The organism is Pseudomonas sp. PLMAX, from assembly GCF_046042685.1.
Taxonomy (GTDB): domain Bacteria; phylum Pseudomonadota; class Gammaproteobacteria; order Pseudomonadales; family Pseudomonadaceae; genus Aquipseudomonas; species Aquipseudomonas putida_AE.
Genome location: NZ_CP064949.1, coordinates 5,686,817 through 5,706,052, shown reverse-complemented (window position 1 = coordinate 5,706,052; position 19,236 = coordinate 5,686,817). Strand labels below are relative to the sequence as shown.

At 60.4% G+C, this 19,236-nt stretch carries 17 protein-coding genes, 5 tRNA genes and 1 pseudogene; 16 read left to right on the top strand and 7 right to left on the bottom strand.

Annotation, left to right across the window (positions count from 1 at the left end; all coding sequences use genetic code 11):
- Positions 1 to 31: 31 nt before the first annotated feature.
- Entirely contained in the window at positions 32 to 838 is an 807-nt protein-coding gene (locus tag DKB71_RS25930) for a DUF4892 domain-containing protein (RefSeq protein ID WP_408598290.1), read from the top strand.
- A 70-nt stretch (positions 839 to 908) separates the two neighbouring features.
- Positions 909 to 1,961 (top strand): AI-2E family transporter, encoded by a 1,053-nt coding sequence (locus DKB71_RS25925; protein ID WP_274072933.1) that lies wholly within the window; start codon positions 909 to 911, stop codon positions 1,959 to 1,961.
- Positions 1,962 to 2,151: 190 nt separating this feature from the next.
- On the opposite strand, the gene DKB71_RS25920 is transcribed toward DKB71_RS25925, so the two are convergent.
- On the bottom strand, positions 2,152 to 3,141 hold the full coding sequence (locus tag DKB71_RS25920) for a sensor histidine kinase (RefSeq protein WP_408598287.1): 990 nt from the start codon (positions 3,139 to 3,141) through the stop codon (positions 2,152 to 2,154).
- Complete coding sequence (locus tag DKB71_RS25915) at positions 3,141 to 3,899, bottom strand: response regulator (protein ID WP_408598285.1); 759 nt, start codon at positions 3,897 to 3,899, stop codon at positions 3,141 to 3,143. Before DKB71_RS25915 ends, DKB71_RS25920 begins: the two co-directional genes overlap by 1 nt.
- A 296-nt stretch (positions 3,900 to 4,195) precedes the next feature.
- Between DKB71_RS25915 and pyrF the strand changes: the two genes are divergently transcribed.
- Complete coding sequence (gene pyrF, locus DKB71_RS25910; protein ID WP_274072934.1) at positions 4,196 to 4,894, top strand: orotidine-5'-phosphate decarboxylase; 699 nt, start codon at positions 4,196 to 4,198, stop codon at positions 4,892 to 4,894.
- A gap of 105 nt (positions 4,895 to 4,999) precedes the next feature.
- Here the strand turns inward: pyrF and DKB71_RS25905 are convergent, their stop codons facing one another.
- Positions 5,000 to 6,004 carry an NADP-dependent oxidoreductase gene (locus DKB71_RS25905; protein WP_274072935.1) on the bottom strand — a complete coding sequence of 335 codons (1,005 nt, stop codon included), beginning with the start codon at positions 6,002 to 6,004 and terminating at the stop codon, positions 5,000 to 5,002.
- A gap of 235 nt (positions 6,005 to 6,239) precedes the next feature.
- On the opposite strand from DKB71_RS25905, the gene DKB71_RS25900 reads away from it, so the two are divergent.
- The 3 genes and pseudogenes from DKB71_RS25900 (at position 6,240) to DKB71_RS25890 (ending at position 9,100) form a co-directional block, all read left to right on the top strand.
- Positions 6,240 to 7,001 carry an SDR family oxidoreductase gene (locus DKB71_RS25900; protein ID WP_008062892.1) on the top strand — a complete coding sequence of 254 codons (762 nt, stop codon included), beginning with the start codon at positions 6,240 to 6,242 and terminating at the stop codon, positions 6,999 to 7,001.
- Between the two features lie 134 nt (positions 7,002 to 7,135).
- Positions 7,136 to 8,242 (top strand): annotated as a pseudogene (locus DKB71_RS25895) (HAMP domain-containing protein); the annotation flags it as partial.
- On the top strand, positions 8,219 to 9,100 hold the full coding sequence (locus tag DKB71_RS25890) for a methyl-accepting chemotaxis protein (protein WP_408601156.1): 882 nt from the start codon (positions 8,219 to 8,221) through the stop codon (positions 9,098 to 9,100). The pseudogene DKB71_RS25895 and the gene DKB71_RS25890, both read left to right, overlap by 24 nt.
- Positions 9,101 to 9,220: 120 nt before the next feature.
- On the opposite strand, the gene DKB71_RS25885 is transcribed toward DKB71_RS25890, so the two are convergent.
- Positions 9,221 to 9,979 carry a hypothetical protein gene (locus DKB71_RS25885; protein ID WP_274072937.1) on the bottom strand — a complete coding sequence of 253 codons (759 nt, stop codon included), beginning with the start codon at positions 9,977 to 9,979 and terminating at the stop codon, positions 9,221 to 9,223.
- Between the two features lie 386 nt (positions 9,980 to 10,365).
- Between DKB71_RS25885 and DKB71_RS25880 the strand changes: the two genes are divergently transcribed.
- The 5 genes from DKB71_RS25880 (at position 10,366) to DKB71_RS25860 (ending at position 10,931) form a co-directional block, all read left to right on the top strand.
- Positions 10,366 to 10,441, top strand: a tRNA-Glu gene (locus tag DKB71_RS25880).
- Between the two features lie 2 nt (positions 10,442 to 10,443).
- A tRNA-Gly gene (locus DKB71_RS25875) sits at positions 10,444 to 10,519 on the top strand.
- A gap of 104 nt (positions 10,520 to 10,623) precedes the next feature.
- A tRNA-Glu gene (locus tag DKB71_RS25870) sits at positions 10,624 to 10,699 on the top strand.
- 3 nt (positions 10,700 to 10,702) lie between these two features.
- Positions 10,703 to 10,778 (top strand) — tRNA-Gly (locus DKB71_RS25865).
- Between the two features lie 77 nt (positions 10,779 to 10,855).
- Positions 10,856 to 10,931: transfer RNA gene (locus tag DKB71_RS25860), tRNA-Gly, on the top strand.
- A gap of 117 nt (positions 10,932 to 11,048) precedes the next feature.
- On the opposite strand, the gene DKB71_RS25855 is transcribed toward DKB71_RS25860, so the two are convergent.
- Positions 11,049 to 11,675, bottom strand: a complete 627-nt coding sequence (locus DKB71_RS25855; RefSeq protein ID WP_408598282.1) for an alanyl-tRNA editing protein — start codon at positions 11,673 to 11,675, stop codon at positions 11,049 to 11,051.
- 91 nt (positions 11,676 to 11,766) lie between these two features.
- On the opposite strand from DKB71_RS25855, the gene DKB71_RS25850 reads away from it, so the two are divergent.
- On the top strand, positions 11,767 to 12,765 hold the full coding sequence (locus tag DKB71_RS25850) for a LysR family transcriptional regulator (protein ID WP_323628852.1): 999 nt from the start codon (positions 11,767 to 11,769) through the stop codon (positions 12,763 to 12,765).
- 89 nt (positions 12,766 to 12,854) lie between these two features.
- On the opposite strand, the gene DKB71_RS25845 is transcribed toward DKB71_RS25850, so the two are convergent.
- Both DKB71_RS25845 and DKB71_RS25840 read right to left on the bottom strand, forming a co-directional pair.
- Positions 12,855 to 13,262, bottom strand: a complete 408-nt coding sequence (locus DKB71_RS25845) for a PA2817 family protein (RefSeq protein ID WP_007991629.1) — start codon at positions 13,260 to 13,262, stop codon at positions 12,855 to 12,857.
- Positions 13,263 to 13,343: 81 nt separating this feature from the next.
- Positions 13,344 to 15,791, bottom strand: a complete 2,448-nt coding sequence (locus DKB71_RS25840; RefSeq protein ID WP_408598279.1) for an acyl-CoA dehydrogenase — start codon at positions 15,789 to 15,791, stop codon at positions 13,344 to 13,346.
- 248 nt (positions 15,792 to 16,039) lie between these two features.
- On the opposite strand from DKB71_RS25840, the gene DKB71_RS25835 reads away from it, so the two are divergent.
- The 4 genes from DKB71_RS25835 (at position 16,040) to DKB71_RS25820 (ending at position 19,208) form a co-directional block, all read left to right on the top strand.
- On the top strand, positions 16,040 to 16,699 hold the full coding sequence (locus DKB71_RS25835) for a transglutaminase-like domain-containing protein (RefSeq protein WP_408598277.1): 660 nt from the start codon (positions 16,040 to 16,042) through the stop codon (positions 16,697 to 16,699).
- A 43-nt stretch (positions 16,700 to 16,742) separates the two neighbouring features.
- Positions 16,743 to 17,366: a glutathione S-transferase family protein gene (locus DKB71_RS25830; protein WP_408598275.1), complete on the top strand. Its 624-nt coding sequence runs from the start codon at positions 16,743 to 16,745 to the stop codon at positions 17,364 to 17,366.
- A gap of 133 nt (positions 17,367 to 17,499) precedes the next feature.
- The gene (locus DKB71_RS25825; protein WP_323628857.1) at positions 17,500 to 18,432 is read left to right on the top strand and encodes an ABC transporter ATP-binding protein; all 933 of its coding nucleotides are present in this window, start codon (positions 17,500 to 17,502) and stop codon (positions 18,430 to 18,432) included.
- Positions 18,429 to 19,208, top strand: a complete 780-nt coding sequence (locus tag DKB71_RS25820; RefSeq protein WP_408598273.1) for an ABC transporter permease — start codon at positions 18,429 to 18,431, stop codon at positions 19,206 to 19,208. Before DKB71_RS25825 ends, DKB71_RS25820 begins: the two co-directional genes overlap by 4 nt.
- Positions 19,209 to 19,236: the final 28 nt, after the last annotated feature.

Below are 19,236 nucleotides of genomic sequence, written 5' to 3'. Positions count from 1 at the left end.
ACAAGGTCGTGCTGATCCGATGAGTCTATCCATGCGCTCATTCAGTTTGCTGATGCTCTGTTGTTTCAGTCCTCTATCGTTAGCCGCCGATCTGCCCGGCAGTCAGGACCTGCCGATCGTGCCGCGCATGACCGATGCGCAGATCGTCGACTATCGCCCTGCGGCAGAGCTGGAGCGGATCTACCCACTCGGCTCGATTCGCAAGATCAGCGGCCAGTTGCGCTTTGACAGCCAGGTCAGTGCCCGTGGGAATGTCACGTCGGTGACCTACGAGTTGCCGGCGGAGCATTCGTCGACCGAGGCCTTCACCGCAGCGCGCGAAGCGCTGCAGCAGCAGGACGCGCAGTTGCTGTTCTGGTGCCAGGCTCGCGATTGCGGCGAAAGCAGCCTGTGGGCCAACGAAGTGTTCAGCAACGCCAAGCTCTATGGCGCCGATAATGAGCAGGCGTACCTGCTGTTACGCCTGGCCGCTCCTCGGGAAAACACGCTGGTGGCGCTTTACAGCATCACCCGGGGTAATCGCAAAGCCTATCTGCACGTCGAACAATTCGACGCCGTCGCCCCGCTGGGGGATTTGCTGCCGACCTCCGCGACCTTGCTGCGCGAGCTCAAGAGCACCGGCGAACTCGACTTCCCCAAGCTCACTGAAACACCCGATGACACCTGGCTGCGTTTGATCTCCCGGGGACTGAACCTGGACACCACCTTGCGGGTCAGTGTCTCCGGCCCCAATGCCGAAGCCTGGCGTCAGTCGCTGATCGAGCAGGGCGTACGTGCGGCACGGATGGAAACCGGTGCTGTCGACGGTTCCGGCCTGCATATCAAACTGCTGCGCTAGGCGTTATACGGCGAACACGCGGGGCGTGTTCGCCTACTCTTTTTGCTGACATGATTTTTTCGAGACTGTGATGATCAATAACGATCGGCTGTTGGTGCAGATCCTGCTCCTGGTGCTGTTTGGCGCGAGCTTCTGGGTGATGGCGCCGTTCTGGTCGGCCCTGTTCTGGGGCGCAGTACTGGCCTTTGCCAGTTGGCCACTGATGCGCCTGCTGACCCGCTGGCTCAATGGCCGCGAATCCCTGGCGGCAGCCTTGCTGACCGTGGGCTGGATGGTGCTGGTGGCGGCACCCCTGGTGTGGCTCGGGTTCAACCTGGCGGACCATGTGCGCGACGCCACGGCGTTCATCAAGGATGTGCAGGTCGACGGCCTGCCTGAAGCGCCAACCTGGCTGGGCAGCATTCCCCTGGTGGGCGAGCGGCTGGTAGTCATCTGGAACAGTATCGATCAGCAGGGTGCGGCGATGATGGTGTCGCTCAAGCCTTATCTGGGCCAGGTCGGCAACTGGTTGCTGGCGCGTAGCGCGCAGATTGGCAGCGGCATTCTCGAGCTGACCCTGAGCATTGTCTTCGTGTTTTTTTTCTACCGCGACGGCCCGCGGTTGGCGGCCTTTGTCCATGGTTTGCTGGAGCGCCTGATCGGCCACCGTGCCGGGTATTACATCGAGCTGGTGGCGGGCACGGTGCAACGGGTGGTGAACGGTGTGATCGGCACCGCCGCGGCCCAGGCCGTGCTGGCGCTGATCGGCTTCCTGATTGCCGGTGTTCCCGGGGCGTTGGTGCTCGGTATCGTGACCTTCATGCTCAGCCTGATTCCCATGGGGCCGCCGCTGGTATGGATTCCGGCCACTGCCTGGCTGGTTTGGAAGGGCGACTACGGAATGGCGGTGTTCCTCGGCATCTGGGGCATGTTCATCATCAGTGGCGTGGACAACGTGCTCAAGCCTTACCTGATCAGCCGGGGCGGGAATCTACCGCTGGTGATCGTGTTGCTTGGGGTGTTTGGCGGCTTGATCGCGTTCGGCTTCATTGGCCTGTTTATCGGCCCGACCTTGCTGGCCGTGGCTTATAGCCTGTTGACCGATTGGAGCAAGAGCCAGGCGCGGGTCGATGACCGTCGCTGAATTCAATCTGTAGGAGCGAGCTTGCTCGCGAAAAACGTCTGGACAACGTGGTCACTCAGACAGCCCGCGTCATCATTGTCGTCCTTCGCGAGCAAGCTCGCTCCTACAGTAAGGGCAAAACCATAAGTGGCCGATATCGCAGCAACGGATATGTAAGCGGTCAACAAACAACAAGTCGGCCGTGGAACATTCAGGTTCTGGGCAGGCGGATGATCGCCGTCAGCCCGCCGCCGGGCGTTTCTTCCAGGCTTAGCTGTCCGCCCAGCCGTTGCGCCGCCTCGCGAGCGATGGTCATGCCCAGACCGACGCCACCGGAGTTGCGGTTGCGTGACCCTTCCAGGCGATAGAACGGTTCGAATACCGCTTCACGTTTATCCGCCGCGATACCTGGGCCATGGTCGATGATCCGGATCACCAGCTGTTCGCGATGGTCTTGCAGGGTGATCCGGGCAGGCCCGGCATAACGCAAGGCGTTGTCCAGCAGGTTGTTGATGCAGGAGCGCAACGCCATCGGCTGGACTTGCAGCGGCGCGCAATGACCGCTGGCCTGGACGTCGGCCCCCTGGTCCTGGGCGTTTTCGCTCAGGGACTCGACCAGCGCCTGCACATCCATCCACTGTGACGCCTCGCTGGTGCGCTGTTCGTGCAGGTAGCCGAGGGTGGCATCGAGCATGTTGATCATGTCGTCCAGATCCTGGCGCATCTGGCCTTGCAGCTTGTTGTCGTCGATCTGTTCCAGCCGCAGTTTGAGCCGCGACAACGGCGTGCGCAGGTCGTGGGATACCGCGCCGAGCATGCGCGAGCGCTGCTTGACCTGCTCGATGATGCGTCGTTGCATTTTATTGAACGTGTGCGCCGCTTGCCGCGCTTCCCGCGGGCCGGACTCCTCCAGCGGCGCACTGTCGAGGTCTTCACTCAAGCGCTCGGCCGCATCGCTCAGGCGCTGAATCGGCCGGCTGAGCAATTTGGCACCGTACCAGGCGGCAATGATCAGCGAGATCAGCTGAAACGACAGCGGCACCAGCGGTCCGCCGAACCATGGCCGGGGAGGGCGATTGGGCGGTGGAGGCGGCGGACCGTAATAGTGAAACCAGGCAAATGCCAGCAGGTGCGCCAGGACAATCGCGATCAGCAGCACGCCAAACAGGCGGCCGAACAACGTATCGAAGCGCGCCCGCATCAGCCGATGTCTCGGGCGTCGAACAGGTAACCCTCGCCACGGACGGTTTTGATCAGTTGCGGGGCTTTGGGGTCGTCACCGAGTTTCTGGCGCAGGCGCGACACCAACAGGTCAATGCTGCGATCGAAGGCTTCGATCGAGCGGCCACGAGCGGCATCCAGCAATTGTTCGCGGCTCAGGACCCGACGCGGTCGTTCAATGAACACCCAGAGCAGGCGAAATTCGGCATTGGACAGTGGCACCACCAGGCCATCGGGGGCAATCAATTGGCGCAGCACGCTGTTCAAGCGCCAATTGTCGAAGCGGATGTTCGCCCGTTGTTCGCTGCGGTCGTCACGCACCCGACGCAAAATGGTCTGGATGCGCGCGACCAGCTCGCGCGGTTCGAAGGGTTTGGCCATGTAATCGTCTGCGCCAAGTTCAAGGCCGATGATCCGGTCGGTGGGTTCGCAGCGGGCCGTGAGCATCAGGATCGGAATATCCGATTCGGCACGCAGCCAGCGGCACAGCGACAGGCCATCTTCGCCGGGCAGCATCAGGTCGAGCACCACCACGTCGAAATGCTCCGCCTGCAACGCCAGGCGCATGGCCGCACCATCGGTGACACCGCTGGCGTGGATGTTGAAACGGGCCAGGTAGTCGATCATCAGCTCGCGGATCGGCACGTCATCGTCGACGATCAGGGCGCGAATGCTCCAGCGTTTATCGTCGCCAAGCGCTTTTTGATCGTCGTTCACGGGGGCGGGAGTGTTGTACATGCGTGGGTTCATCTGCCAGATAGGCTGCCAACCACAAAGATAGGCTGCGAGGTTGTGGTTCCAGCATAGGCGTCCTGCCCGGAGGCGGGAAGTGCTGAGGTAAGGACGTATTGCGGTTGCCGAGGGTAGCGGGCAAGCATGTTGAGGGCGTGTCGTGACTGTATCGAACTCGACACAATTGCCGCAGAGACTAGTCTTGCCTGAGCGTTCTCGACGATTTACCGATCATCGGGTCCCGCAGGGCGTTTGCTTCCGCTACAATGCGCGCCGATTTCGACTTGCCTGAGAGCCCACTCATGTCCGCCTGCCAGACTCCCATCATCGTCGCCCTGGATTTCCCTACCCGTGACGCCGCACTGAAGCTGGCCGATCAGTTGGACCCGAAACTGTGCCGGGTCAAAGTCGGTAAGGAACTGTTTACCAGCTGTGCTTCGGAAATCGTCGGCACCCTGCGTGACAAGGGTTTCGAAGTGTTCCTCGACCTCAAGTTCCATGACATCCCCAACACCACCGCGATGGCCGTGAAAGCGGCAGCGGAGATGGGCGTGTGGATGGTCAACGTGCATTGCTCCGGTGGCCTGCGCATGATGGCGGCTTGCCGTGAAGTGCTGGACAAGCGCAGCGGCCCGCAGCCATTGCTGATCGGCGTGACCGTGCTGACCAGCATGGAGCGTGAGGACCTGGCAGGGATCGGTCTGGACATCGAGCCGCAGGAGCAGGTGTTGCGCCTGGCCGCACTGGCGGAAAAAGCCGGGATGGATGGGCTGGTGTGCTCGGCCCTGGAAGCCCAGGCGCTGAAAGCGGCGCACCCGTCGCTGCAACTGGTGACCCCGGGGATTCGTCCGGCGGGCAGCGCCCAGGACGATCAACGCCGTATCCTGACCCCGCGCCAGGCGCTGGATGCCGGTTCCGATTACCTGGTGATCGGCCGTCCGATCAGCCAGGCGGCGGATCCGGCCAAGGCGTTGGCTTCTGTAGTGGCCGAGCTCGCCTAAATGCCAAACCTGTAGGAGCCGGCTTGCTGGCGATGCAGGCGCCGCGGTTTATCTGAATGACCGCGGCGCCCGCATCGCCAGCAAGCCGGCTCCTACAGAACAGCTTCAGATTTTCAGGACCAACTTGCCAAAATTCTCCCCGCTGAACAGTTTCATCAGCGTCTCCGGGAACGTCTCCAGTCCCTCCACAATATCTTCCTTGCTCTTGAGCTGCCCCTTGGCCATCCAGCCGGCCATTTCCTGTCCGGCGGCGGCGAACTGCGCGGCGTAGTCCATCACTACAAAACCTTCCATGCGCGCACGGTTGACCAGCAACGACAGGTAGTTGGCCGGGCCCTTGACCGCTTCCTTGTTGTTGTACTGGCTGATGGCGCCACAGATCACCACCCGGGCTTTCATGTTCAGGCGGCTCAACACCGCGTCGAGGATATCGCCGCCCACGTTATCGAAATACACATCGACGCCTTTCGGGCATTCGCGCTTGAGTCCGGCAACGACATCCTCATTCTTGTAGTCGATGACGCCGTCAAACCCCAGTTCGTCGATGAGGAACCGGCACTTGTCCGCGCCGCCGGCGATGCCGACGACCCGACAGCCCTTGATCTTGGCAATCTGCCCGGCAATGCTGCCCACCGCTCCCGCAGCGCCCGACAGTACGACCGTATCGCCAGCCTTGGGCGCACCCACGTCGAGCAACGCGAAGTACGCGGTCATGCCGGTCATGCCCAGCGCGGACAGGTAGCGCGGTAGCGGCGCCAGTTGCGGATCAACCTTGTAGAACCCGCGCGGCTCGCCGAGGAAATAATCCTGCACGCCGAGGGCGCCGTTGACGTAGTCACCGACTGCGAACCCGGGGTTGTTCGAGGCCACGACCCTGCCCACTCCCAACGCGCGCATCACTTCGCCAAGACCGACCGGCGGGATGTAGGACTTGCCTTCGTTCATCCAGCCGCGCATGGCCGGGTCCAGGGACAGGTATTCGTTCTTGACCAGGATCTGGCCTGCAGCCGGTTCGCCGACCGGTACTTCCTGATAGGTGAAGGTTTCCCGGGTCGCGGCCCCCACCGGGCGTTTGGCGAGGAGAAATTGGCGATTGGTCTGGGACGTCATGGCAGGCACTCAGGATGAATGAAACCTTGTTGATAGACCCTCAGGGTCGATGTCGCAAGTTCGGCTGATGCGGCGAATAAGGTCTGATCCAGTGCGGTGATAGTTGGTACGGTAGTTCCATCACTGCGATGCATGGGGACTCAACCGGCCTTTTGATAGTGCTGCCTGGCGGCGGGGGCTCTGGCTATGCTGGAAAAACGCGACCCCCCGCAAACTTCTCTTCGAGGACAGAACAATGAGCATGACGTTTTCCGGCCAGGTGGCCGTAGTGACAGGCGCGGCAGCCGGCATCGGCCGGGCCACGGCCCAGGCGTTTGCCGCCGAAGGCCTGAAGGTGGTGGTGGCCGACATGGACACCGCGGGCGGTGAGGGCACGGTAGCGCTGATCCGCACGGCAGGCGGCGAAGCGACGTTCGTGCGTTGCAACGTGACGCTGGAAAGCGATGTAAAAAATCTGATGGATGAAGTGGTCAATACCTACGGCCGTCTCGACTATGCCTTCAACAACGCCGGCATCGAGATCGAGAAGGGCAAACTGGCCGAGGGTACGGTCGACGAGTTCGACGCGATCATGGGCGTCAACGTCAAAGGCGTGTGGTTGTGCATGAAGTACCAACTGCCTTTGTTGCTGGCCCAGGGCGGCGGTGCAATCGTCAACACGGCTTCTGTGGCCGGTCTCGGGGCTGCACCGAAGATGAGCATCTACGCGGCGTCCAAGCACGCGGTCATCGGCCTGACCAAATCGGCCGCGATTGAATACGCCAAGAAAAAAATCCGCGTCAATGCCGTGTGCCCGGCGGTGATCGACACCGACATGTTCCGCCGCGCTTACGAAGCAGACCCGAAGAAAGGCGAGTTCGCCAATGCCATGCACCCGGTGGGTCGCATCGGCAAGGTCGAGGAAATCGCCAGCGCGGTGCTGTACCTGTGCAGCGATGGCGCGGCGTTCACCACGGGGCACTCATTGGCCGTGGATGGCGGGGTTACGGCGTTTTGATTGCGGATCGACCTCCAGCGTTCTGAAAACGACGGTGGCGTAGCTTTTTGCCATTATTGCGACGCCAGAGACTTGTGTTGCCAAAGGCCCGTTGCGACTCTGCCGCTATTGATAATGGCGGGGGACTGAGTGCAATGATTTCGGCCGTGCAAGGACGTTTTGCCAACCTCGGTATGGCAAAAAAACTGGGTGTCGGGTTTGTGCTGGTGCTGTTGCTGACGGCCCTGGTGGCGGCCATCGGTGTATGGTCGCTGCACACCATCAGCCAACGCTTCGACGGGCTCAAGCAGATGTCTTCGCTCAACAGCGGCTTGCTCAAGGTGCGGCTGCTGGAGCAGGAATATGCCTTGCACGGCAGCCCGAAAACCGTCGACGCCCTGCACGCAGGCGTTGACGGCCTGATCGACCTGGCAAAGCAGCTCAAGGCGGCGTCGGCGGCCAACGTACTGGTGATGAATGACGTCGAGCAGTCCCTGGGGGCCTACCGCAAGGCGTTTGACGAATTTGTCTCGCTCAGCCAAGCCAAGGACCTGGCGCTGGAAATGGCCAGTTGGTCGGTGTCCAGCGTGGCCAACAACCTCGACGTCCTGCAAGCCGGGCTCGCCGACGACGGCGCTTATACGCTGAAGGAATCCGAAGGCAAGGACGGCGCGCAATTCATCGAGCAATCCAGTCAGGTCAGCCAGGTTTCGCGGTTGATGCTGCAAGCCATGAACGAAGCGCGCGTGCGCCTGGACCAGAGCCGCAAGGGCGACGACAGCGCCGCACAGGGCAAGATCGAGCAGGCCAGTCAGGCGCTGACCCAGGCCGAACAACTCAAGACCACGGTCAAGGATGAGGGCTACCAGACCGTCCTCAATGAAGTCAGCGGCCATATCGCCAGTTTCAGCGACAAGCTCGCCGAGTACACCGGCCTGCTGGAACAGGAAAAAACCGTCTACCAGCAATTGCATCAACGCGCTGCCCAAGTGGTGGAGCGGGTGGATCAGGCCTATGTCGCCGAAGACCAGTCGATGCAGACGCAGCTAAAGAACAACTCGCTGCTGATCCTCGGTTCTTCCGTGCTGGCCTTGCTGGTCGGCCTGATTGCGGCGTGGGTGATCACCCGCTTGATCGTCGCGCCGCTGCGCACCGTGATTGGTGTGGCGCAGCAGATCGCTGCCGGGGACCTGAGTGCCAAGGTTGAAGTGACCCGCCGAGACGAGATTGGCCAGTTGATGCAAGCCATGCAGCAGATGGGCGAAGGGCTGAGCCAGATCGTCAGCGGTTTGCAGGCGGGCATCGAGCAGTTGGCCACGTCAGCGCAATCCTTGTCCGCCGTGACCGAACAGACCAACCTCGAAGTCAGCAGCCAGAAGGAAGAAACCGAGCAGGTGGCGACGGCCATGAACCAGATGACCGCCACCGTACATGACGTCGCGCGTAATGCGGAGGAGGCCGCCCAGGCGGCGCAAACGGCGGACGGCAAGGTTGAAAGTGGGCAACGGGTGGTGCGCCAGAGCATGGTGCGAATCGAACAACTGGCGGAATCCGCCACTTCGGCCAGTTCAAGCATCGAAAGCCTGAGCGCGGAAATCCAGAACATCGGTACGGTGCTCGGCGTGATCAAGAGCGTGGCGGAACAGACCAACCTGTTGGCCCTCAACGCGGCCATCGAAGCGGCCCGGGCCGGCGAACAGGGCAGGGGGTTTGCGGTGGTGGCCGATGAAGTGCGGGCCCTGGCCAAGCGGACCCAGCAATCAACCGAAGAGATCGAGCGACTGGTCAGCGCCTTGCGCTCGGCGGCGCAGGCGTCGGTGCAGCAGATACAGAGCAGCGGCGAGTTGGTGAAACTGGCCGTCAGTGATGCACTGCAGACCGAGAGTGCGCTGGGGAGCATTGCGGCGGCCGTGTCCTTGATTCAGCAGATGAACCAGCAGATCGCGGCGGCTGCCGAAGAGCAGAGCTCGGTGGCCGAGGAGATCAATCGCAGCGTCACGAGTATTCGTGCGAGTGCGGACCAGTCTTCGCTGGCGATGCAGGGCAATGCGGCGTCGAGTATCGAGCTGGCGCAGTTGGGGGTTGAGTTGAAGGGGATGGTGGGGCATTTCAGGCTCTGATGCAGGCCTGACTGCCACTAAAGATCGCAGCCTGCGGCAGCTCCTACAGGGATCGCATTCCACTGTAGGAGCTGCCGCAGGCTGCGATCTTTTGATCTTGTTTCTACGTTCGCTCGGTGATCAGTCGTAAATCACTTTCTTCTTCCAGTCCGCATCCGCCTCGACGTCCTTGAGGCCTTCGGTCAATTGGTTGACATCGCCCTCCACCGGAGCGATGCGGTCCATGACCTGGTCGTTGGCGCGGGCCAGGAGTTTTTCCAGGTATTGCAATTGTTCGGCGTAGACCTGGGGGTCCTGCTGCTTGCGCAGGTACTGCACGCCACGCTCGAACGCCAACCGCGCCTGGCCGGGCTGGTTCTGCTGCAGGGAGTGCTGGCCGAGGTTGTTGAAAAACTCGATGTGCAGCAGCACAAGGATATGGCGCACTTCACGGATCCAGCCCTTGGCTTCGTTGGGTGGCAGGAAACCATCCTGTGCCGCGCGGGTGATTTGCCCGTGCAGGGCTTCGAGCAGGAAACGCACGTCCTTGGCCTTGGCTTCAGTCTGGATCGGTGCCGGCGGGTTGTTGACCGGAATCGATTGGCCCTGGGCAACCAGGGCCTCCAGTTCGGTTATCCGTGCCTTGAGATTGGCGCTGGTCTTTTCCAGGTTCAACAGGCGTTGGCAAACATTCAGCTCCAGGCGGGTCAGCAGCAGCTTGAGTGCTGGCGTCATCAACTGGCCGGGAAACGTCTCGGTGATCTCACCACAGCGACGCAAACGGTCATTGAGTTCCACCTTGGTACGGGCCCTTTCCAGCTTATTGTTTTCCACCACATGGTTGATGTAGCCAATGGCGATCAAGAGTGCAATCCCGGCTACGACGAGCAGGGTGATCATGAGTGGTGTCACCGGTAAGACCTCTTTTATAGGGTTTGCATGCGAGTGTAGTGGCTTGGTCTCCAGCTGCCTGGAGCCGCTCGACTGCTTGACTCGGCGTGGCCAAGGTTTTATCGGCCGCAGCCCGCTTATATAAATGCTGGCACCTCAGGAGCATATTGCCATCACTCATGGCGTCGACTATAACGTCTTGGCGAGTGTCAGAATATAGGCGCCAGACCCCGGGCGACGGAAAACCGCAAGGGGCCTTAAAAGCAGTCCGAAGTCATTGATTTAAATAAATTTATAACAGGGGGTTGACGACCTCTCAATCCATCCATAGAATGCGCGCCACTTGCAGCGTAAAGCACACAGCGAAACGAAGCAGGCAGTGAATGTTGTAGTGTGTCCCCTTCGTCTAGTGGCCTAGGACACCGCCCTTTCACGGCGGTAACAGGGGTTCGAGTCCCCTAGGGGACGCCATTGCGGGAATAGCTCAGTTGGTAGAGCACGACCTTGCCAAGGTCGGGGTCGCGAGTTCGAGTCTCGTTTCCCGCTCCATTTTTAAACGGTCTTGCTTTCGGGCAGGGCTGAGTGAAACCAGAACCAAGTCTTCGGATGCGGATCTGGGCACCGAAACACACACCATGTGTTCCGGGCAGCGTGTCCCCTTCGTCTAGTGGCCTAGGACACCGCCCTTTCACGGCGGTAACAGGGGTTCGAGTCCCCTAGGGGACGCCATTTGCGGGAATAGCTCAGTTGGTAGAGCACGACCTTGCCAAGGTCGGGGTCGCGAGTTCGAGTCTCGTTTCCCGCTCCATATTTGACGAAAACGCCGCTCACCGAGTGGCGTTTTTGTTTGTAACAGGTGTTAGAGTCCCCCAGGGGATGCTTTTTGCGGGAATAGCTCAGTTGGTAGAGCACGACCTTGCCAAGGTCGGGGTCGCGAGTTCGAGTCTCGTTTCCCGCTCCATATTTAACAAAAACGCCGCTCATTGAGCGGCGTTTTTGTTTGTGCGCGATTTATGTCCATCGCAGAGAAAAGGCCCGCCAGTCAGACTGAGCGGGCCTTTATAGGCGCGTCGCAGGTTCAGTCCACGTGGTAGTGGACGGACAACGTGCCTTTCTTTTGCGAAAGGGACGAGATCGTGACCGTGCCCAGGTCTTTCAGGCTACGTACATGGGTGCCGCCACAGCCATAGGCCGGCAGTTCACCGAAACTGATTTCCCGGGCGCCTTCGCGCAGCGATGTCAGGCGCGGCAGATCATGGGCGATCCACTGTTCGAGGCCGTCCTGAACGGTCTGCGTGTCAACGTCCTGGGCCGAGTCTGCCGGTTTGAATTGCACACGTCCTTCGCCGGGCCAGTGATGCGCCTTGATCGGCATCCAGCCCATGGCCTGGACGAAGTGGCCAATCAGGTGGCCGGCCGAATGCATGCGGGTATTGAACTGGCGACGTTGCTCGTCGATGCGGATCTGGGTCATGCCGGGGTTGACCGGCTGATCGACGAAATGGACGATCCGGTCAGGATCCTGGACTACGCGCAGTACCCGGCTGTCGCCGATCCACCCCGTATCGCAAGGTTGTCCGCCGCCCTGAGGGTGAAACAAGGTTGCGCGCAGCACCACGGCGAATTCGTTCTCGTGAGGTGCGCAATCCAGGACTTCCACATTTGCCTTGAGGTCATCACTGTGGAAAAAGAGGCGAAGCGTCATATTCCAAGCTCGTAATCAAATTTCTATTTTTTATTATATGAAGCGTGGATTAGCGTGATAATCCGTTCAAACATCAAAGGACTGTTGCGTTGTGAGCATAAATCTTCCACTGCCATTACTGGGTGAAATGGCGATTTTCGTCAAGGTCGTCGAAACCGGCAGCTTCTCCGAAGCCGCTCGGCAATTGGGCTCTTCGCCCTCGGCGGTGAGTCGCAGCATCTCGCGACTGGAGAAGGCCCTGGCCACCCGTTTGCTGCAACGGACTACACGAAAGCTGCGTTTGAGCGATGGTGGCGAGGAGGTCTTCAAGCGGTGCCAGGAGATGGTCAACGCGGCCCGGTCCGTGATGGAAATCAGTGGTCAGTTCACTGATGAGCCCGAGGGAGTGGTGCGCATCAGCGTCCCTAAAGCGGTAGGCCGAATCGTGATTCACCCGCATATGCCGGAGTTTTTGCGCCGTTATCCCAAGGTGGATGTGGAGTTGTTGCTTGAGGATCGTCAGGTGGATCTGATCGACGATCACGTCGACCTGGCGATTCGCATCACCGACCGGCCACCAGCGGGGTTGGTGGGGCGACAGCTGCTGAGCATCGACCATCTGCTCTGCGCCACACCCGAGTATCTGGCCGAGCACGGGACGCCGACTCACCCCCATGACCTGCTCAACCACAGTTGCATTTATCTGGGCGAAACCCCGAGCGATGCGCGGTGGAAGTTTAAGAAAGGCAGCAAAACCGTAACCGTCGGAGTGCGCGGACGGTATGCCGCCAATCACACCGGTGTACGTTTTGGCGCGGTGTTGCAGCACATCGGCATTGGCAGCCTGCCGTATTTCACCGCGCGTCGTGCCTTGGAGAAGGGGTTGATGGTGCAGGTGCTGCCGGACTGGACGTTCCTGGCGTCCTACCACGGAGGCGCCTGGTTGCTGTATTCGCCAACCCGATACCTGCCGCCCAAGCTACGGGTATTGATTGATTACCTGGTGGAGTGTCTGGAGAAGGAGCCGACGTTGGGCAAGCCAGGCAAGTCGAGCACGCTGAGTACGCCGGTTTCGGAGTATGAGTTGCCCGAGAGTGAAGGGTTGTTCTGAGGCAAAAGCAAAGATCGCAGCCTGCGGCAGCTCCTACAGGTGGTACGCAATTCCCCTGTAGGAGCTGCCGCAGGCTGCGATCTTTTGTATCAGTGCTTGCTGTCCTGATTCGACAACGCCAGCAGCTGTTTCTCCTGGTTCCAGTCGAAAGGTTCGTCATTCTGTTCGGCTTCGAAACGACGCTCTTCCAGTGCCTGGTACAGGTCGATTTCTTCATCGGACAAGTAGTGCAGGCAGTCACCGGCGAAATACCACAGCAGATCCCGTGGGATCAGGTGGGCGATTTGCGGATAACGGGAAATGACTTGAGTCAGGATGTCCTGGCCCAGGTATTGGCTTTCGATCGGATCGATCGGCAGGGACGCCAGCAGTTCGTCGAAGCGCTCCAGGAACAAGGCATGGCTTTCTTCGGGAACCTGTTCGGCCTCACCTACGGCGACCAGGATGCTGCGCAAGTGGTCGAGCAAAACGAGATGATCGGCAACGATGTTGGACACGAGATAAGTCCTCAAGAGCAAAACGGGCGCGGGAGTATAAAGCTCCCGCGCGCATTTTCCCATGATCGAGAGCTGGATGGATCAGCGCACGCTACCCTCGGTCAGGGCTATTTCCTCTTTATCGAAAGCATCGACATCGATGACTTTGCGTCGCGATGCTTCGGCCTCACGCAGTGTCTGTGCTTCTACCGGTTGCAACACGCCGGCTTCCAGTGCGGCCTCGATGACATTTTCCCCGGCGACCGGTTTGACCTGACCGCTCTTGAGCGCCACGTGCAGTTTCTTGCGCAAGGGTTGCGCAGCGTCCAACAGATTGCAGGTGTGCTGCAGGACGCCAACAGGGTCTTCGACCGATTGTGGGCGGTAGCAACCCAGCAGCACTTCTTCCAGGGCCGGATCGCCCTTGGCGCGGCCAATCACCGCCGCCACTTCGGCGCCGAGTTTGTCCGACGGCCCTTTGTGGCGACGGCCGAACGGGAACACGATCACTCGCAACAGACAGCCCAGCACCTTGTTCGGAAAGTTGTTGAGCAGTTCATCCATGGCCCGCTCGCCGTGCCCGAGACTTTCCTCCATGGCCCAGGTAAACAGCGGCCTCATGTACTCCGGTGAGTCGAGGTCGTTGTAGCGCTTGAGCGCGGCGCTGGCCAGGTACATGTTGCTCAGCACATCGCCCAGCCGTGCCGACAGGCGTTCGCGCCGTTTCAGTTCGCCGCCGAGCAGCATCATGCTGAGGTCGGCGAGCAGGGCGAAGGCGGCAGCCTGACGGTTCAGCGCGCGGAAATAACCCTGGCTGAGCTTGTCGCCCGGCATGTGCTCCAGGTGCCCGAAACCCAGGTTCAACACCAGCGTGCTGGCGGCGTTGCCCACGGCAAAGCCGATGTGCTTGAGCAGCAGGCCATCGAACTCGGTGAGTGCCTGGTCCTTGTCCTCCCGTGTGGCCAGGGCCATTTCCTTGAGTACGAAGGGGTGGCAGCGAATCGCGCCCTGGCCGAAGATCATCAGGTTGCGCGAAAGAATGTTCGCGCCTTCCACGGTGATGAAGATCGGTGCGCCGTTCCATTTGCGCCCCAGGTAATTGTTCGGCCCCATGATGATCGCCTTGCCGCCATGCACATCCATCGCCTGGCTGATGCACTCGCGGCCGCGCTCGGTGAGGTGGTACTTGAGGATCGCCGACAGCACCGACGGTTTCTCGCCCAGGTCCACCGCGTTGGCGGTCAGCATCCGCGTGGCGTCCATCATCCAGGCGTTGCCGCCGATGCGCGCCATGGCTTCCTGGATGCCTCCGAACGCGGCAATCGGCACGTTGAACTGCTCGCGAACCTGCGCGTACTGGCCGGTCACCAGGCTGGTGAACTTGGCCATGCCGGTGCCCACCGCCGGCAGGGAGATCGAACGCCCGACGGACAGGCAATTCATCAGCATCATCCAGCCCTTGCCGAGCATTTCCTGGCCGCCGATCAGGAACTCCAGCGGCACGAACACATCCTTGCCGGAGTTCGGGCCGTTCATGAACGCCGCCCCCAGGGGCAGGTGACGACGGCCGATGTCCACGCCGGGCAGGTCGGTTGGAATCAGCGCCAGACTGATACCCAGGTCCTCCTCTTCGCCCAGCAGGTGGTCCGGGTCATAGGCCTTGAACGCCAGGCCGAGCAGGGTAGCGACCGGGCCCAGGGTGATGTAGCGTTTTTCCCAGTTCAGGCGCAGGCCGAGGGTTTCCTTGCCTTCCCATTCGCCTTTGCAGATCACCCCGGTGTCGGGCATGGCGCCGGCGTCCGAACCGGCGAGGGGACCGGTCAGGGCAAAGCAGGGGATTTCATCGCCGCGCGCCAGGCGTGGCAGGTAATGGTTGCGCTGTTCGTCGGTGCCGTAATGCAGCAACAGTTCGGCAGGGCCGAGGGAGTTGGGGACCATTACGGTGGAGGCGAGATCGCCGCTGTGACTGGCCAGTTTCATCGCCACTTGCGAGTGGGCGTAGGCCGAGAAACCCTTGCCGCCAAACTCCTTGGGGATGATCAGGGCAAAGAAGCCCTGGTCCTTGATGTAAGCCCAGGCCTCGGCCGGCAAGTCCATGGTTTGACCGAGCTGCCAGTCACTGACCATGGCGCAGAGTTCTTCGGTCGGGCCGTCGATGAAGGCCTGTTCTTCTTCATTCAGTTGCACCTTGGGATAGGACAACAGTTTGTTCCAGTCCGGACGACCGCTGAACAGTTCGCCGTCCCACCACACGGTGCCAGCTTCGATGGCATCGCGTTCGGTTTCCGACATCGGCGGCAGGGTTTTCTGGAACCAGTTGAACATCGGTGCGCTGAAGAACTTGCGGCGCAGGTCAGGCAAAAGCAGGGGCGCCGCCACGGCGGCGGTCAGCACCCAGAAAATTAGCAGCAGCCAACCCGGCGCGCGACTGAACGCGCCCATTGCCAGCAGATAGACAGCCACGATGCCCAGGGCAGGCAGCGGCGCGATGCGACGGTGGGCTAAATAAGCTATCCCGACAACCAGAACCAGTATCCACAACAGCAGCATATTTAATCCTCCGTGAACCCAGGGCGTACCAACCCACAGAGCTTAGACGGCATCCGTAAAACCGGGTGGTCAGAGCGAGGGGATTGAAATCGTGGGAAACCCTGGATGATTGTGTAGGCCTTAGGCGCGACAGACCGTGAAAAATCGTTCATTGAGCGGGCGGCAAAGCGCCCATGTTTGGCCGAAACGTCGTTATCTCTGTGCTGAACCTCTCGATAGACTCGAGACTTCTCAAGGAGATTGCCCGCATGCACGAGTACCTGAGCCCCGGCCGCTTCATCGATAGTGACCACCCCTCGGTGGTGGAGTTCGCCGAAAAACACCGCGGTGCCAGTCGCGACCCGCTCGAGCAGGCGGTCCATCTCTATTACGCGGTGCGAGAGGCAGTGCGCTACAACCCCTATACCTTCAGCCGTGATCCGCAGACCTTGTGCGGCAGTCATGCGCTGGCGGCCGGGGAAAGTTACTGCGTGCCGAAAGCCACACTGCTGGCCGGTACAGCGCGGCACTGCGGCATACCCGCGCGGATCGGTTTGGCGGATGTGCGCAATCATCTGTCGACGCCGCGCTTGCTCGAATTGCTCAAGAGCGACGTGTTCGCCATGCACGGCTACACCGAACTTTATCTGAACGGGCGTTGGGTCAAGGCTACCCCGGCGTTCAACCAGGGCTTGTGCGACCTGTTCAATGTGGCGCCACTGGAATTCGACGGGATCAACGACAGCGTTTTTCATCCCTACAATCGCGACGGCGAGAAGTTGATGGAGTACATGATCGATCACGGCCAGTTCAGCGAAGTGCCGGAAAAGTTCTTCTTCGAACACCTCGAAAAGTGTTATCCGCACCTGTTCGACGAGCAACTGCCGGCGCTGCTGGGGGACATGCAGAGCGATTTGAGTCGCGCCTGATCCGGCGTATGCTGCCTGCGCATTCATCCATAAAGAGGCGGTCATGCTGAAGATCTGGGGTCGGAAGAATTCATCGAATGTCAGGAAACCATTGTGGGCCGCCGAGGAACTGGGCCTGGCCTATGAGGCCATCGACGCCGGCGGTGCCTTTGGTGTCGTCGATACGCCCGAGTACCGCGCCATGAACCCCAATGGCCGCGTGCCGGTGATTGAAGACGATGGCTTCGTGCTGTGGGAATCCAACGCCATCGTGCGTTACCTGATGGCCAGGCATGCGCCCAACACCCCGTGGTATCCAGCAGACCTGCAAGCGCGGGCCAGCGCCGAGAAGTGGATGGACTGGACCACGTCCAGTCTTGCCGGGCCGTTCCGCACGGTGTTCTGGGGCGTTCTGCGCACCCCGGCCGAGCAACAGGACTGGCCCGCGATCAACGCGGCGATCAAGGAATGCGAGACGCTGCTGGCGATGGCTGACCAGGCGCTGGTGACCCAGCCCTACCTGTCCGGTGACGAGATCGGCATGGGCGACATTCCCTTGGGCAGTTTCATTTATGCCTGGTTCGAGATGCCGATCGAACGTTCGCCCAAGCCCCATCTGGAGGCCTGGTACGCACGATTGCAAGAGCGTCCGGCGTATCGCAAGGCGGTCATGACCGCGTTGACTTAATACTCACTATCGACACACTTGACTGTACTTGTGCGGCGGCGACAAGCACCATTGCGTCCATGCGCCGCGGTTGTTTTGCTTGCCGCCCGCCCATATCTGTCCCTTTCTTCCCCTTCTTGGTGCGTAATCCGATATGAGTTCCGCTCTGTCCATCCGGCAGCTAACCAAAACCTACGGCAACGGTTTCCAGGCCTTGAGTGGTATCGATCTGGATGTCGCCGAAGGTGACTTCTTCGCCTTGCTCGGCCCCAACGGCGCCGGCAAATCCACGACCATCGGCATTCTGTCGACCCTGGTGAACAAGACCAGCGGCACGGTGAATATCTTCGGTCACGACCTGGACAAGAACCCGGCGGCGCTCAAGCGCTCCATTGGCGTCGTGCCCCAGGAATTCAACTTCAACCAGTTCGAAAAGACCTTCGACATTGTCGTGACCCAGGCCGGTTACTACGGCATCCCGGCGAAAGTCGCCAAGGAACGCGCCGAGCAGTACCTGACCCAGCTTGGTCTGTGGGACAAGCGCGATGTGCCGTCGCGTTCGCTGTCCGGCGGCATGAAGCGGCGCCTGATGATCGCCCGTGCGCTGGTCCACGAACCGCGCCTGTTGATCCTCGACGAACCGACTGCTGGCGTGGACATTGAACTGCGTCGCTCGATGTGGACCTTCCTCACCGAGCTGAACAAGAAAGGCATCACCATCATCCTCACCACGCACTACCTGGAGGAGGCTGAGCAGCTGTGCCGCAACATCGGCATCATCGACCACGGCGTTATCGTCGAAAACACCAGCATGAAGCAGTTGCTCGGCCAACTGCATGTCGAGACCTTCCTGCTGGATTTGAAGAGCAGTGTGAGCGCACCGCCGCAGCTGCTTGGCTATCCGTCACGCTTGCTCGATGCTCACACCCTGGAAGTCCAAGTGGACAAAAGCATGGGCATCACCGCGCTGTTCACTCAGCTGGCGCAGCAGAACATCGAAGTGCTGAGCCTGCGCAACAAAACCAATCGCCTCGAGGAGTTGTTCGTGTCCCTGGTGGAGAAAAATCTGTCGAAGGTGGCGGTATGAGTTCCGAGCTGCAACCCAACCTCGTTGCCCTCAACACCATCGTTTACCGTGAGGTCCGGCGCTTTACCCGGATCTGGCCGCAGACGCTGCTACCGCCAGCGATCACCATGGTTCTGTACTTCGTGATCTTCGGTAACCTGATCGGTCGACAGATCGGCAACATGGGTGGCTTCACGTACATGGAGTACATCGTGCCGGGCCTGATCATGATGTCGGTGATCACCAACTCCTACGGCAACGTGGTGTCGAGTTTCTTCGGCAGCAAGTTCCAGCGTTCCATCGAAGAGCTGATGGTGTCGCCGGTGTCGCCGCACACCATCCTGATCGGCTACACCCTCGGTGGCGTGCTGCGCGGCCTGATGGTCGGGATCATCGTGACGCTGCTGTCGCTGTTCTTCACTGATTTGCAGGTGCATCACCTGGGCGTGACCGTTCTGGTGGTGGTGCTGACGGCGACGATCTTCTCGCTGCTGGGCTTCATCAACGCCGTATTTGCGCGCAACTTCGATGACATCTCGATCATCCCGACCTTTGTGCTGACGCCGTTGACCTACCTGGGCGGGGTGTTCTACTCGATTTCGTTGCTGCCGCCGTTTTGGCAGACCGTATCCTTGGCCAACCCGGTATTGCACATGGTCAATGCGTTCCGTTACGGCATTCTTGGCGTTTCGGATATTCGGATCAGTATCGCGATCACGTTCATGTTGGTGGCGACTGTGATTCTGTACCTGGGATGTGCGCGGTTGCTGGTGAGTGGGCGCGGGATGCGTACCTGATCATTGTCTCGCGGATGTACCCGATCTA